The organism is Brachybacterium equifaecis (genome assembly GCF_023509525.1).
Lineage (GTDB): Bacteria > Actinomycetota > Actinomycetes > Actinomycetales > Dermabacteraceae > Brachybacterium > Brachybacterium equifaecis.
On record NZ_JAKNCJ010000002.1, the window covers coordinates 670,254 to 684,670 of the forward strand.

The window sequence follows — 14,417 nt, forward strand, 5'->3', positions numbered from 1 at the left end:
TCCCGCAGCGCTCAGCTGCTCGGCGCGCTCCCCTGATCCGCGGGGGAATCCTCCGCGGGGGCCGACTCCGCGGGGATCGTCTCTGCGGCATCCTCCTGCACGGCCGTCTGCTGCACTGCTGTCTGCTGCACGGCATCCTGTTCCACCGCGCCCTGCTGGACCAGCTCGGCGAGGGCGGCCGCGATGAGCGCGCTGCTCTCGGGATGGGGGCCGATCATCGCCACCGTCTCCTCCTCGAGGCGCTCGAGCGGGAGCGGCCCCTCGGCCCGCACGATCTCCCACACGATGTCCGAGAGGCCCTGGAGGGTCAGCACGGTCCCGGTGCGCAGCAGCACCGTGGCCTCGTCGGTGACGAGGGCCCCTGCGAACGGGAGGCAGCGGACGAGCCCGGAGGCGTCGGCGTCGGCCCCAATGCCAGCCACTGTCTCCCACTCCTCCTCGATGCGCGCGGGCAACGCGTCCAGGAGCCCGGGGATCTCGTCGGCGTCCGCGTAGGTGATCTCCACGGCTCCGCCGACGGAGGTCAGCAGGCGCGCCATGGTCTCCAGGCCATCCGGCAGGGTCCACACCGAGGAGGACTGGGCGACCATCTGCAGCACCGCCTCATGCAGCGGCAGGCGCCGCACACCGCTGGTGCCCTCCCCCTCCTGTCGCCGGTTCAGGAGCAGCACATGCGAGGGCGGCTCGGACTCCCGGATCGGCCGCAGGCCCTGCGAGGCGAGGCCGAGGTCGCGCTTGGGCGCGCCGTCCAGATCGCGCTGGATGCGCGAGACGGGCTTCGGGAATCCGGTGACGCGCAGGGACTGCGGATCGAGGATCGTGAGCTCGTCCGTGAGGTACTCCCCCATCCGGCCCAGATGCGTGCTGGCCGTCGACTTCCCGGCGCCGGAGGGGCCGATCAGCAGCACGACCCCGTGGCCGGGGATGCGCACGGCCCCCGAGTGGAGCAGCAGCTTCTCGCCGATCAGCGCGGAGATCACCTCACGGGTGATGTACCCGGAGACCGCGTAGGACGCGCCGTCTCCCGGAGTCACCACCTCGCCCTTCACGCCCGCGCCGGGATCCTCGGGGGCGCTGAGGCGGTGCGGGTCCGGGGCAGGACCTGCGCCCGAGGCATCCAGCGGCAGGGAGACGTGCGACCACAGCGCCGCGATCTCGCCCGCGAGCTCGGCGTGCGCGGGGGTGAACTCGAGCAGCATCGGGCCGCCGGGCAGGTCCAAGAGCACGTGCTCCAGATCCAGCCCCGGCGCTGCTTCCGGGGCCGACGTGTCGGCGTCCCCGGGAGCGGCGGCCTCGTCGGCACGCGGGGCGGTCGCGCTCATGCGGCGCCCTCCGCGTGCAGAAGTATCCCCATCTCGGCGAGCCCCTTGAGGAAGGCGCCGACGATCTCCTCTGCATCGATCGGGGCATAGGGGACCAGCTCCCGCATGCGCGCGGTCGCCTCGGCGGCGCTCAGCGGGCGCGCGGCGTCCTCGAGGATCTCCAGCAGCAGCGGTCCGATGCCCGTGAGCTCGGTGATCGGCCCCGAGGGCAGCAGCCCGACCCACACCGAGGTGTCCGTCTCCGCCTGCACCCGCAGGGGCGCCGGGGTGTACAGGGCGGCCGTCACGGCACGCACGCCTGCACGAAGCGCCCGGTGCCGCCGGCGCGCAGGGCGCCGTCGGCCGCGGGGACGAAGAGCGCACGGCCCCGGGACAGGCGGGCGCGACCGGATCCCGTCTCCACCAGCACCTCCCCCTCCAGTCCGAGCAGCACGCGCGGCCCCGATCCCGGGATCTGATGGCGCGGCTGGAACATCCCCGGGCCGTCCTCCAGCGCGGTCATCGAGAGCTCGAAGTCATCGACAGGAGCGTAGTACGCGACGGTGGTGGGGGTGAGCCGCTCGGGGGCGACGCGCATCGGCGGGGCCGCGAGCACGGAGACGCACTGCAGCATCTCCTCGGCGTCCACCTTCTTGGGGGTGAGGCCGGCGCGCAGCACGTTGTCGCTCGCCGCCATGATCTCCACGCCCACTCCCGTGAGGTACGCGTGGATGACCCCGGCGGGCACGAACATCGCCTCGCCCGGCTGGAGGGTCACCGGGTTCAGCAGCAGCGCCGCCACCACTCCCGGATCACCGGGGTGGTGGGCCTGGAGCTCGCCGACGGTGCGGTCGATGCGCGGGGAGGGCGAGGTGCCGGCGTCGAGGCGCGCGGCGCAGGCCGCTGCGACCTCGTGGACGAGCTCCGGGCCCGGCCGCATCGAGGCGGAGACGAGCGTGCGGAAGGCGGCCCGCATCCCGTGGGCCGTCGGCTGATCGACCAGCAGGCGGTGCAGGCGATCGGTGAGGGGCGTGCCGAGGCCCTCGAGGATCGTCGCGGCGCGGCGGGGCGTGCGGAACCCGCACAGCGCCTGGAACCGCGTGAGCGCCACGACCATCTCGGGCTTGTGGTTGTCGTCGCGGTAATTGCGGGCCTCGCCGTCGATCGCCAGTCCGGCGGCGTTCTCCGCGGCGAAGGACTCCGCGGCGTGCTCGCGCGTGGGATGCACCTGGAGGGACAGCGGAGCAGCGGGGGCGATCACCTTCAGCAGATAGGGCAGGCGGTCCCCGAAGGCGCGCGCCACCGGGTCGCCCAGCAGGCGGCGCGGCTCCGCAGCGATCGCGCCGTCCAGCGGCTCTCCGGTGCGCGCGTGCACGGCGGGGCCGAGGGGATGCGCGCCGTACCAGACCTCGGCCCAGGGCTGCGCATCGGCGGGCCGGCCGAGGAACTCCGGGAGCGCCTCGGCGGAGCCCCAGGCGTAATGCTGGAGCCTGCCGTCAATCTCCCACATGTGGCCTCTTCTCCGATTCGCTGCCACCGTTCTTACCATGGATGCCATGACCGCACCCCTCGCCGTCCCCACGGACGTGCTCCTGCGCCTCTCCCACGCCTGCCTGGAGCATGTCGCGGGAGGCGCCGGAGTGCGGATCCTGCACGTGAAGGGCGTTTCCCTGCACCCGGAGCTCTCCGCGGGCCGCGGCGCCTCGAGCGACTGCGACGTGCTCGTGGACCCCGCGGGCGTGAGCGCACTCGTGCAGGAGCTGCTCGACCAGGGCTGGGAGCAGCGCACCCACTTCGAGCAGGGCAGCGTGTTCGGCCATGCCGCGACCTTCTACAGCCCGGTATGGGGGACGGTGGATCTGCACCGCCACTTCCCGGGGCTGGAAGCGGATCCCGCGCGCACCTTCGAGGAGTTCTGGTCGCGCCGCGAGACCGTGGAGCTCGGCGGCTGGGACTGCGCCGTCCCCGACCTCGTCAGCCAGCGCCTGCTCCTGCTCGTGCACGCGGCGCGCGATGCGATGGGCCGACGCGACGGCGACCTCGCCTCCGCGTGGACCGCTCTCGACGACGCCGAGCGCGCCCAGCTGGACGCGCTGGCCGATCGCCTCGGGGCGCGCGTGCCGCTCGCGATCGTCACCGGCCGCCCCGAGCGCGCGCGCGGGCTCCACGGGAAGCACCTCTGGGAGGCCGTGCACCGCGACGCGAACCCCACGGAGGTGTGGCGAGCGCGGCTGCGCGATGCGCGCGGAGTGCGCGAGCGCGTGCGCGTGCTGCTCAGCGCCGCGCACGTCAACCGCGATCATCTGGAGATCCGCCTGGGCCACCCGCCGACCCCTGAGGAGCTGCGCCGGGAGTGGTGGGAGCGGTGGCCGCGGGGGCTGCGGCGGCTGGGGAGGCGCGGCTGAGGTCGCGCGTTCGGAGCCGATGATGGACCCAGCGGCCTAGTAGCACCCCCAGCAGCGCCCCCAGAGTGTTGGCGAGGACGTCCCCAAAACTCGCGATCCTCAGACCACCGAGGCTCGACTGGTACACCTCCACCGCCGTGCTGAGCACAGCCGCGAGGAGCACCCACCACCAGGTCGGCACGAGGACGGCGAGCGCCGCGAACACGGGAATGAACAGGGCGACGTTCGCGAGGACGGCGAACTGCTCCGGGGTGACCAGATGGCGGATCCCGAGTTCACTGGTCACAGTGTTCCAGATCCGCACGTTGAGGCGGTTCACCGCCCAGCCGTCGGCCGTCAGCAGGAGGACGGCAGCTCCAGCGGAACCGGCAAGCAGGATGAGCGCCGCGAGCATGCGGGCGGAGCGCAGGAACATGCGCTCAGTACGCTCCCCTCGAGGAGAGCACTGCGCGCACCGTGCGACCGAGGATCAGCACATCCTGCGTGAAGGACCAGTTGTCGACGTAGTAAAGATCCAGGCGCACGGTCTCATCCCAGGAGAGGTCGCTGCGGCCGGAGACCTGCCACAGCCCCGTGATGCCGGGACGGACGGCGAGTCTCCTGTGCACATCGCCGGCGTATGACGAGACCTCGCGTGGCAGCGCAGGGCGCGGGCCGACGAGGCTCATGTCGCCACGCAGCACGTTCCACAGCTGCGGCAGCTCGTCCAGCGAGAAGCGCCGCATGATCCGGCCGGGTTTCGTGATGCGGGGATCGTCCGCCATCTTGAACATGACGTCGTTGCCGCGGTCCTGCTCCTGCTCCTGGAGCCGCTGCAGGAGAGCCTCGGCGTCTGTCACCATCGAGCGGAACTTCAGGAATTCGAAAGGCTCGCCATTGCGTCCCACTCGAACCTGCCGGAAGATCACGGGGCCCCCGTCGTCGAGCTTCACGATCACGGCGAGAAGGGCCATGAGAGGCGCGATAGCCAGGAGGATACTCGCGCTGGTGATGACGTCGAAAGCGCGTTTGCCGAGCTTGAGGGACTCCCGAGAACGTGGAAGGTCCATGTGGACCAGCGGCAGCCCGGCGACCGGCCGCATGCGGACGCGATCGCTGGAGATCTCGCTGAGACCGGGCACCACGATGACGCTGATCTCCTGGTCCTCGAGCTCCCATGCCATGCGGCGGAACTGCTCGGCGCTCGCTGCGGACCCTGCGGTGAACAGGACCACCGAAGGACGGATCCGGCGCACGACGTCGATCAGATCGCTCTCGGTGCCCAGCACGGGGATCTCGGAGTCGAGGGGCCCCGGATGCGCCTGGACGGGCACCACCGCGCCCACGACGTCGTAGCCGAGCCAGCTCTCGCGATGAAGGGTCCGGGCGATTCCCTCGACGTGGACTGGAGCTCCGACCGCCAGCACATCCTGGCGGAAGTGGCCCCGCCGGCGCAGCAGGTTGACGATGCGGCGCGCGGTCACCCGATTGAGCAGGAGCAGGAGGGGCCCGACCACGAACAGGACGACGAAGAAGGAGCGCGAGAGATCGGTGCCTGCCAGGTACAGGAACGCGCCGACGATTCCCGCCGCAGCGAGCGAGGCGTGGAGAAGATTGCGATACAGCTCTGGTCCTGTGCGGATGAGGCCCGTGCTGTAGCCGCCGAAGAGCTGGATCGCCAGGAGCCAGCCGAGAGCGATGATCAGCCCGCTGTCCAGCACGTTCGCCGAGAGATCGTTCGCTCGCCCGAACCCGGGGAGCGCCTGGCGCAGGGAGTATGCGAACGCGGTGGCGAGGGCCAGCATGAGGACGTCTGCGACCAGGAGGCTGATCTGCAGGGCCCAGCGACCGCGCCGAAGGCGCGCATGGCGCGCCGGCTCCCCCAGCTCGAGTCCCGCGGAGGCCTCGCCTGAGAACCCGGAGCTGCTCGCAGCGACCGGGCCGACGCGCTGCGCAGGCTGGACATTCACAGGTGCGCTCTCCCGTTGCGTCATGCGACCCCTCCCCTCACTCGTGAGCTCCTGCTGACCCGCCTCGGGCCCAGCGACTTCTCGACGCGACTCCCTGAGGCGACGGCCGGAGGAAGCGGCTCGGGAATCCGCCCGCGCCCGGCAAGAAATCGACTCGCGCCGCTTCCGGGCACACGTCTTCCGGACGCGCTTCGAGACTACTGAGCCCGGGTTAAAGGGACAACGCGGTTCATCTCCGGGTGCGGGGTGACACGTTACTCCGGAGCTATGAGGCCTCTGCCTCCCTTTGGGGGACCTGGACCGCACAGCTCTGCGCCACCCGCGGCTCGCCGATAGTCTCGTCGCATGAGCGCAGCGCACCCCCATCATCGAGTGGCCGACGAAGTCGTGATCGCACTTGCCGGGTCGCCGCGGCTCCACCAGTTCTTCGCGAATCCCCAGACGCAGGGCTTCCGTGTGCACGAGGCTCTCGACGGGCGAAAGGGTGGGGGAGACGATCTGTTCGATCGCGAGGCCTTCGCCCAGCGCTACGGCCGCCCTCCAGCCGGGGGCGAAGTGGGTGCCGCGATCAGCCACATGCGGGTTCTTCGCGAGTTCGCGGAGGCGCCGGGACCGGACGACGATGTCCTCGTCGTCGCCGAGGACGACACGCTCCCCACCCCCGACTATCCCGGGGTGGTCCAGGCCATCCTGGACCGGGGGGACGAACTCGGCTTCGTCGTGCTGCGCGACGGCACGGGCCCAGCGACCGCGCGGAACCTCTGGTCCATGTCGGAGAGCCAGCATCAGCTCTCATGGCTTTCGACCCGGATCACCGGCCCCGCGACCGGGCGGCGCTACCGCGTGGGCCATATCGACGGATTCCTGGTCGGGGCTTGCCTCTACCTCGTCTCGCGCCAGGCAGCGCGCGCGTACATCACCCATGTCGACACGGCAGGGCGGATGAGCTGGTTCGCCGACGACTACCACGAGCTCGCCATCGTCTCCGGGACGGACCTGCGCGCAGTGCGCCCCACGCTCGCCGTCACGGGCGACAGCCCCTCGATGATCGGATACGAGGAGCGCCCGGAGAGCCAGATCGCACCGCCCACGGACGTACCGCTGCCGAGCACGCGCATCGGCAAGCTTCGAGCCTGGCTTGCCCCCGGGCGCCGACTGCGACATGTCTCAATGCAACTCCGTGCCACCGCAGCAGACCTATGTAGCTGCCTAGCCACCCCCTGAGCTGATCCGTGGCAGGTGGAGGCTTGCCTTCGGCAGTCGGGGCTCGCGCGCGGCGCCCCCTCTGCAATCATGCAAGTACTGCAAGAATGGCATGCCCTTGCCTCTGGTACCGGCCTACCGGAAGCCAAGCGTCTGTTCGACATGCCCGCCGCCATCCTCGGTCACGTCAGCGATCCGAGCTCCACGAGGCGGGCGAACTCCGGGTCCGTCGTCCGCAGCTCCTGCATGGTGCCTCGGGAGCGGAGCCTGCCGCGGGAGAAGTAGAGGATCTCGTCCGCGTTCTTGACCGTGGAGAGGCGGTGCGCGATGACGATCACCGTGATCTCCCCGTGCAGCGCCTCGATCGTCGCCGTGATCTCGTGCTCGGTCTCGTTGTCGAGTGCACTGGTCGCCTCGTCGAGGATCAGCACCTGCGGATCCGCGTAGAGCGCCCGGGCGATGCCCACGCGCTGGGTCTGGCCTCCCGAGAGGCGAGCCCCGGAATCCCCGATCACCGTGTCGAGGCCCTGCGGGAGCGACTCCACCAGCTCCTCCAGCCGCGCGCGGCGGACGACATCGCGCAGGTGCGCCTCATCGACCTGCTCGACCGGATCCCCGAACGTGATCAGATCCCGCAGGGTCGCCTCCCAGACGTAGACCTTCTGGGAGACCATGCCGATCCCGCTGCGCCAGGACCGGGGGAACTCGGCGATGTCCCGGCCGTCGACGGTGATCGAGCCGGTGGTGGACTCCAGGAGCCCTGCGAGGATGTCGGCGAACGTGGTCTTTCCGGCACCGGAGGCCCCCACCAGAGCCACAGTGCTGCCGGCTGGGATCGTCACGGACACGTCGCTCAGGACGTCCTGGTCGCCATCCGGATAGCGGAACCCCATGTCGCGGACAACGATGTCCGCCCGCGGCAGCTCGACCACGACCTCTTCGAAGCCGCGGCTCTCCGCCTCCTCCGCCTCGAGGCGCAGCGCCTCCGCGGCCACGAGCTTCAGCTGCGGGCGGCCAGCACGGATGCCGTTGAACGTCGCCACCAGCATGTTGAGCGAGGGGACGATCCGGATGCTCGCGGCCGCGAAGACCGCCAGCAGCCCGAACGCCACAGACTCGGAGCGAGTGGCGAAGAGCAGCAGAGCGACCACGAGGATTCCGAAGATCATCACGATCTCCAGCAGGTACTTCGGCAGCTCGCCGAGGATGCCCTGGATGCGCGACTGCCGAGCGGAATCGGTGCGGTTCTGCGCGTAGGAGTCAGCGAAGAGATCCTCCTTGCCGAACACGCGCGATTCGCGGAAGCCCTCGATCGCAGGGTTCACCGAACGCCAGGCATCGACCTCGATGTCGAGGTTGCGCAGGGCGGCCCGGATCGCCCAGGGCTTCAGCACTCGAGCGATCAGCAGCGCGGCCCCGCCGAAGATCACCACTGCGGCGAGAGAGGCGAGAGGCGACAGGATCAGGATGGTCAGGAACAGCAGGACTGTCGTCATCCCGCTCACGACGACGGTCACGTACCCGAGCAGCACCGCATTCAGCGCGGTGGGCACTGCAGAGGTCACGGCCTGGAGGATCGTCGCCTTGGAACGGCGGCGATGGGAGGCGTAGGGAGCCGAGATGTACCGCCGCAGCAGACCGGCCTGCACCGAGGTGGAGGCGCGCGCGGTCATCCCCAGGCTGAACCACCGGATCACGATCATGCCGATGTTCTTGGTCACGAAGCTCAGCCCCACGAAGAGAGCGAGCGCCAGCAGGATCATCTTGCGATCGGAGGTGCCGATCACGGGGATCACGTAGGAGCGCACGACGGGCGGGATCTCCCCGCCGCCGGTCAGCATCTGGGTGAGCGGCAGCATCGTCGCGACCGCGACCATGTCCAGGCCGGCGGCGATCACCGAGGCGAGAACCAGGAGGATGATGCGCCACCGCATGCGCCACGGGATGAGACGGAAGACGACGCGGAGATTCGCGATATCGGTCTGCAGCCCGTCCTTCTGCTGCTCGATGTCGGCGATCTGTGCCATCAGCGCTCCCCCTTCTTCCTGTGCCCGGGCGAGCACTGCCAGCACGCCCAGAGTGCCCGGTGCGCCGCACTTGCGCCAACATCCGGGGATCGTTTCAGCGCAACGTCACGCTCGCCGCTGCCGCGCGCAGCTCCTGGATGAACCGGTCCTCGGAGAACGCTCGCGCATGGTCGCGGATGGCCATGGGATCCAGCGCTGCACGCTCTGCGCGCTCCACCGCTGCACGGATCTGCTCGGGCCGCGCCTGGTCGAAGAACAGTCCGTTCACCCCCTCGATCACCGTGTCCAGGTAGCCTCCCGCGCGCAGGGCCAGCGTGGGAACCCCGTGAGCTCCTGCTTCCAGCGGAGTGAGTCCGAAGTCCTCGTGGCTGGCGGCGATCAGGGCTGCTGCGCGCGCGTAGGCCCAGCGCATCTGGGCATCGCTGAGCCCTTCGACCAGGCGCACGTTGGAGGGGGCAAGAGCGCGCAGGCGCTCGCCCTCGGGCCCCTTCCCGATCACCAGCAGGCGCCGCTCCGGCATGCGGCGGAACGCCTCGATCACCGCATCGACGTGCTTGTAGGGCTGCAGTCGCGAGACCACGAGATAGTGGCCGCCCTCCGCCCCTCCCGGGCCGGTCCACTCCGCGAGGGCCCCGATCTGCTCCTGGGGCCCCTCGGCCACGTCGGGGCTGAACGGAGGGAACAGGGCGGGCGCATCGATCCCGTAGACGCGGGCGATGCGCTCGCGCACGACGCTGGAGTTCGCGAGGTAGAGGTCGGCGCGGGCGGCAGCCCGCTGGTCCAAGCGCCTCAGCAGCGGACCGAGGGCGGTGAGAGCGACCCGCTTGGCATCCAGGCGCCCCGCATCCCCCAAGTAGTCCTCCGGAAGGTAGAGCCACCTGGCGGGCGAATGGCAGTACACGATCTTCTTCCCTCGGGCGGGGAAGGCATGCGCCCAGCCCGAAGAGCTCGCGATCACGACATCGGCGTCGATCCGCATGCGCGAGGCGAAGGGGGCGAGAAGCGGCAGCCCCAGGCGGGGATCCCGGCGGAGCACTCCGACCCGGTTGAGCGCACTGCAGCGGATGCGGACATCGCGGTACTCCGGGTACGTCTGCTCAGGCTCGTAGAACAGCGTGTGGACCTCGGCCTCCGGGAAGGCTCGGCAGATCGAGAGGACCAGGCGCTCCGCCCCGCCGCGCTGCGTGAGGTAGTCGTGGGCGATGGCGATGCGCGGCCCCGTGCGGGGACCCGGCGCGGGGGCGTCCGACAGTCCGGGCCTGGAGCCGGCCCCCGCACGGGCACCCGCGAGGCCCGCACCCTCCACGCTCAGCGCCACCAGCTTCTCCGCCGCGCGGCGCGGCATCCGCCCGATCACGCGATCGATGGCCCTGCCCGTCCGCTCCACGGCAGCCCCGCTGCGATGGGTGCGGGCGTAGAGGTCCACCGCGCGGCCCCAGAGCCCCTCCCCCGGGACCGGCTGCTGGAGGGGCGCCTCGGGGTGCAGACGGTGGAAGGTGTCGCGCGCGGCTCCGGAGTCGAAGGCCTTGAGGGCGCGAGCTCCCGCGGTGCGGGCGGGGCCGTGGTGCTCGGCGTCGGCCGCGGGCACGCGCAGCAGCGGGATCCCCGCTGCGTGCAGGCGGTAGCCGAAATCGACGTCCTCCCAGCCGTAGGCGCGGTAGGCGGGATCGTACGGGCCGATCTCCTCCCAGGTGGCCCGGTCGATCGAGCAGTTCGCAGCCCAGTGGCGCCAGCGCTCCGGGGCGGGACGGGTGGAGGCGTGCGAGAACGACCGCTCTGCGGCGGCGGCCCCATAGGCGTGCGCGAACGGCGAGTCCTCGTGGACGTCCCGGGTGAGACCGGCGACCGCGACCGGCTCCGCGCGGTCCCGGTGCGCGGCGACGTGCGCGGAGACGAAACCCGGGGGCACGACGAGATCGTCGTCGCAGCGGATCAGGATCGCTCCTCGGGCCGCGGAGAATCCGGCATTGAGCGCGCCGACGCGTCCGCGATTCTCAGGGAGCAGGAGCGAGCGCACATCGAACCGGGACTCCGCTTCGACCAGCGCGACGGAGCCGTCGTCGAAGCCGTCGACCACCACGATCACCTCGAAAGGCGGGGTGCTCTCCTCCTGGCGGGCCAGGGACTCCAGCAGGGCGGGCAGGCGGGCAGCCCCCCGATACGAGGGGACGATGATCGAGGCGAGAGGTGCGGGAAACACAGTGGCTCCTTGTCAGCCGACGAGCGAGGAGAGAAGGCGCTGGACCCGTCGCGCGCCCTCCGGGGGGCTGTAGAGCTCCTCCCAGCGGGCGCGCGCCGCACCCAGCATCGCGGCGCGCTGCTCGGGATCCTGCAGCACGGGCAGGGCGGAGCGGATCGCGGCGGCGAGGTGCCGGTGGTCCCCCGCACGCGCCACCCACGGATGATCGGGGCCGGCGACCTCTGCCAGGCCCCCGGCGTCGGAGATGACGAAGGGCGTGCCCGAGGCCATGGCCTCGGCGGCGACGAGACCGAACGGCTCGGGGAACACGCTCGGGAAGACTGCGAGGTCCACCCCGGCGAAGAATGCATCCCGGTCAGTCCATCCCAGACGCTCCACGTGCGATTCGATCCCGTCCAGAGCGGCGGCGAGCGCGCGGTCATCCTCAGGAGAGCCGAAGCGGTTCTCCCCTGCGAGCACGAGCCGGATGTCCAGTCCGTCCACCTCGATCAGCTCGCGCACTGCCCGGGCGAGCACGTCCGCTCCCTTGTCGCGGATCAGACGACCGAGGAATCCGATCCTCACCGGTCCGCCTTCCTGCAGGGCGGGCCGGCGGACAGCCCGCTGCAGATCCTCGGTCCAGTTCTCAAGCACGTGGGTGCCGGGGATCTCGCGCGCCATGAAGCGGCTCGGCACGAGCACCCGTCGGGCCCCGAGGCGCGCGACCCGCGCCACCAAGGCGTTTGCCCCCTCCGGGATGATGTGCAGATGCACCAAGCGGGGCCCGAGTCCGGCTGTGGCTGCGGAAGGCACGAGCCCGTTGCACCACAGGGGCACGCGAAGGTTCCGCAGCCTCCAGAGCGCGAGCTGAACCATGTAGGCGGCGCGGCCGGATGCCGGCAGAACCGTCGTCGAGAATCCGCGCTCCTCCGCCGCCTCGACCAGTCCGCCGGGCTCCCGAGGGCCCACGACGGTCACAGCGATGCCTGAGAAGCGCAGCGCCTCGGCGATGTTCAACAACATCACCTCGCCGCCTCCCATGTCACCGTTGTTGGTGGCGATCGCGATCCGAGCGGCGTTCACGGCGCCTTGGTGATGTCACGGGGCATCTCGACCTGGTCTATCAGACGGGGAGGAGGGAGGGGCCGCCTCCTACCCGTGAGCTTCGAGCGGATATTTCCTAAGCGTCGAAGAGTGAATCGGACGGCGCTCCGGGGGTTGCGATTCCGAAGGTCGTGCAACATCAGCCCCGGATATTCACGCAAGACAGCAAGAAGCCAGCCACGGCCGTTCTCGAACGGAAACTGATCGGGATGCTTCCTCCAGATATCCACCTCAGCCCCAGCAGAGCCAAGAATCTTCCGGATCTCGGTGCGGAGGGTCGGAGCGCTCCGGAAAAATAGAGTGACATCTTCCCGGATCGCCGGTCTCACACCAGCCTGCATGACTCGAAGCGCGAACTCGTTGTCCTCCCCGCCATAGCGCGTCATGGAGAAGTCGAGGCCGCCTACGCGGAGGAACGCGTCACGTCGCATCGCGAGGTTGCCGGTGCCGACGATGACAGGGCAGTCCCCTCGGATCGCGTGCTCGATAGAATAGCGGAGGATCGGCGCATTGGGATCATGAGGCGTCCGCAGCTGTCGTATCGGGCCGCCGACGGCCTCGGCGCCTTGAAGGGCTTCGTGAGCCGCAGCGACCCATCTGGGACCGACCCGGTCATCGGCCGCGCAGAAGGCCAGTGAAGATCCCACCGCCGCCACCGCCCCGGCATTGCACGCGAACGCGGCACCCCGAACAGCCGAGGCGTCCACGAGTCGGAGCGCGGCCGGGAAGCCCTCGACGCGCGCACGGACGATATCCCGGGTGGCGTCCGTCGATCCGTTGTCCGCGACGATCACCTCCCAGGGAAAATCAACCCCCTGCTGCCCGGCCAGCGCGTCGAGCTCCTCTTCGATCGTCTCAGCACCGTTGAGCACGGGGATGACGACGGAGAAGACAGGTTCTATCACGGCAGAACACCGACCTTTCTGAAGGAAGAGACCCGCTCATTCGAAGAGTCCGCTGGGGCATCCACGACCGGGTCCATCCTGTCACCGCCGGCCAGGGGCGGCACCGAGCCCGGCCCCTCGGCCCTCCGGACTCAGAGTCCCTTGGAAGGAGCCCGGTCCGGACTCGAGCTGCGAGTCGCGCTGCGCGGTCCAGCGCGCCTGGAGCGCGAACGCCATCACAACCCCCCACTCGGCGGTGAGGAACACCTCGCCCAGCCTCCAGGAGCACAGAAGCAGGATGATCGTGGCCGCCTGGGCACCGAACTCCCAGCGGGTGAGCTGCCGTGCGAACGGCCGGATCCCGACCATCACAGTGAACACCACGATGAAGATCAGCCACGGATAGCCGCCCTCGACGATCGCCGTCCAGTACGAGTTGTGGAAGAAGAAGTGCTGGCCCTGGACATCGACGTATGCCTCGCCGAGCCCCTGGCCACTGAAGGGGGTCTGATGCACGCGGATCTCCGAGGCGGCATCGATGCGCGCGCGGAGCAGGTCCGAGCCCTTGCGATCGGAGAACTGCCCCACCTGGGAGAAGTCCTCCTGCAACGCTGAGAATCCGAACCAAATACCAGCGCCCAGCACATAGCGACCGAGGAGCGGCAGCTTCGGCGCCACGAAGTACCAAATGAACGCCGCACCCAACGCCGCGATCGACGTCCTGGACCCCGTGAGGTAGGTGGCTCCGAGCGCGAACATTCCCGCGAGAAGACGCGTCCACCGCTTCTGGAAAGCGAATACCGCGAGGAATCCGTAGACTGCATGACCGAGGCCTGCAACATTCTTGTCAAAGAACCAACCCGAGAGGACGCCGCCGTAATTGTCGGGAGCCAGCCCGGCATAGAAGGTGACCAGGTTGAATACTGTGCCCGCAAAAAGTCCCAGGAGACCAGACCGCAGATCGAGCCGGCCCGAGGCCAGGCAGAAGATCATCACCAGGACGAGCGTCATACGGAAGATCCGCCGCGTCCAGTCCCCGGCTTCTTCCGTCGGGCTCGCGAACATGGAGACTATGCCGAGGTATAGCAGCGCAAGAGCGAACGTCGGCACTAGTCGTTGCAGACCGCCGAGCTCGAACAATGGGCGACGAAACAACACGAGCCCGCACAGGAGAATCGCGGAGAACTGCGCGATGTCGAACGGGATCGGCAGGCCATAACTGCCCTCGAAGATGAGCAGGAAGAACAGCACGAACTCCGGTATCCGGATCGTTCCGATGGTGCGCAGGGCATCGGTGGCGCCCTCTCGCATCCACGCGGATTCGCCGACCAGATACTTTCGACGGACTCCGGTGCTCACCACAGG

Annotated in this window: 12 protein-coding genes; 2 read left to right on the top strand and 10 right to left on the bottom strand. The window is 69.8% G+C overall.

The genetic code is table 11. The features are described from left to right. Positions 1–11: 11 nt before the first annotated feature. From Bequi_RS07465 to manA, 3 genes are read right to left on the bottom strand one after another with little or no spacing between them, the layout of a single operon-like run. Entirely contained in the window at positions 12–1,322 is a 1,311-nt protein-coding gene (locus Bequi_RS07465; RefSeq protein WP_249737313.1) for a phosphoenolpyruvate carboxykinase (ATP), read from the bottom strand. Further along, the gene (locus Bequi_RS07470; RefSeq protein WP_249737314.1) at positions 1,319–1,609 is read right to left on the bottom strand and encodes a PqqD family peptide modification chaperone; all 291 of its coding nucleotides are present in this window, start codon (positions 1,607–1,609) and stop codon (positions 1,319–1,321) included. Before Bequi_RS07470 ends, Bequi_RS07465 begins: the two co-directional genes overlap by 4 nt. After that, the gene (manA, locus tag Bequi_RS07475; protein WP_249737315.1) at positions 1,606–2,811 is read right to left on the bottom strand and encodes a mannose-6-phosphate isomerase, class I; all 1,206 of its coding nucleotides are present in this window, start codon (positions 2,809–2,811) and stop codon (positions 1,606–1,608) included. Before manA ends, Bequi_RS07470 begins: the two co-directional genes overlap by 4 nt. A gap of 46 nt (positions 2,812–2,857) precedes the next feature. Between manA and Bequi_RS07480 the strand changes: the two genes are divergently transcribed. Beyond that, entirely contained in the window at positions 2,858–3,706 is an 849-nt protein-coding gene (locus tag Bequi_RS07480; RefSeq protein ID WP_249737316.1) for a nucleotidyltransferase family protein, read from the top strand. Here Bequi_RS07480 and Bequi_RS07485 read toward each other — a convergent pair. After that, a complete protein-coding gene (locus Bequi_RS07485; RefSeq protein ID WP_249737317.1) occupies positions 3,591–4,121 on the bottom strand; it encodes a VanZ family protein in 531 nt (176 codons plus the stop codon). The genes Bequi_RS07480 and Bequi_RS07485 overlap by 116 nt on opposite strands. Before the next feature lie 4 nt (positions 4,122–4,125). After that, positions 4,126–5,679 (bottom strand): sugar transferase, encoded by a 1,554-nt coding sequence (locus Bequi_RS07490; protein WP_249737318.1) that lies wholly within the window; start codon positions 5,677–5,679, stop codon positions 4,126–4,128. Between the two features lie 321 nt (positions 5,680–6,000). Here Bequi_RS07490 and Bequi_RS07495 point away from each other — a divergent pair, with 321 nt between their 5' ends. Beyond that, on the top strand, positions 6,001–6,879 hold the full coding sequence (locus Bequi_RS07495; RefSeq protein WP_249737319.1) for a glycosyltransferase family 25 protein: 879 nt from the start codon (positions 6,001–6,003) through the stop codon (positions 6,877–6,879). A gap of 161 nt (positions 6,880–7,040) precedes the next feature. Here Bequi_RS07495 and Bequi_RS07500 read toward each other — a convergent pair whose 3' ends face one another. The 5 genes from Bequi_RS07500 to Bequi_RS07525 all read right to left on the bottom strand — a co-directional run bounded on the left by Bequi_RS07500 (position 7,041) and on the right by Bequi_RS07525 (position 14,411). After that, on the bottom strand, positions 7,041–8,885 hold the full coding sequence (locus Bequi_RS07500; protein ID WP_249737320.1) for an ABC transporter ATP-binding protein: 1,845 nt from the start codon (positions 8,883–8,885) through the stop codon (positions 7,041–7,043). A 94-nt stretch (positions 8,886–8,979) separates the two neighbouring features. Then, positions 8,980–11,085, bottom strand: a complete 2,106-nt coding sequence (locus tag Bequi_RS14375) for a glycosyltransferase (protein WP_347271979.1) — start codon at positions 11,083–11,085, stop codon at positions 8,980–8,982. A 12-nt stretch (positions 11,086–11,097) separates the two neighbouring features. After that, on the bottom strand, positions 11,098–12,147 hold the full coding sequence (locus Bequi_RS14380) for a glycosyltransferase family 4 protein (RefSeq protein WP_249737321.1): 1,050 nt from the start codon (positions 12,145–12,147) through the stop codon (positions 11,098–11,100). Continuing rightward, a complete protein-coding gene (locus tag Bequi_RS07520; protein ID WP_249737322.1) occupies positions 12,144–13,073 on the bottom strand; it encodes a glycosyltransferase family 2 protein in 930 nt (309 codons plus the stop codon). The genes Bequi_RS14380 and Bequi_RS07520 overlap by 4 nt, the downstream gene beginning before the upstream one ends. Positions 13,074–13,154: 81 nt before the next feature. Then, positions 13,155–14,411 carry an ABC transporter permease gene (locus tag Bequi_RS07525; RefSeq protein ID WP_249737323.1) on the bottom strand — a complete coding sequence of 419 codons (1,257 nt, stop codon included), beginning with the start codon at positions 14,409–14,411 and terminating at the stop codon, positions 13,155–13,157. Positions 14,412–14,417: the final 6 nt, after the last annotated feature.

Bases quoted from the DNA above. Each gene is read 5' to 3' on its own strand.
- Bequi_RS07465 (WP_249737313.1), bottom strand. From the start codon at position 1,322: ATGAGCGCGACCGCCCCGCGTGCCGACGAGGCCGCCGCTCCCGGGGAC.
- manA (WP_249737315.1), bottom strand. From the start codon at position 2,811: ATGTGGGAGATTGACGGCAGGCTCCAGCATTACGCCTGGGGCTCCGCC.
- Bequi_RS07480 (WP_249737316.1), top strand. From the start codon at position 2,858: ATGACCGCACCCCTCGCCGTCCCCACGGACGTGCTCCTGCGCCTCTCC.
- Bequi_RS07485 (WP_249737317.1), bottom strand. From the start codon at position 4,121: ATGTTCCTGCGCTCCGCCCGCATGCTCGCGGCGCTCATCCTGCTTGCC.
- Bequi_RS07490 (WP_249737318.1), bottom strand. From the start codon at position 5,679: ATGACGCAACGGGAGAGCGCACCTGTGAATGTCCAGCCTGCGCAGCGC.
- Bequi_RS07495 (WP_249737319.1), top strand. From the start codon at position 6,001: ATGAGCGCAGCGCACCCCCATCATCGAGTGGCCGACGAAGTCGTGATC.
- Bequi_RS07500 (WP_249737320.1), bottom strand. From the start codon at position 8,885: ATGGCACAGATCGCCGACATCGAGCAGCAGAAGGACGGGCTGCAGACC.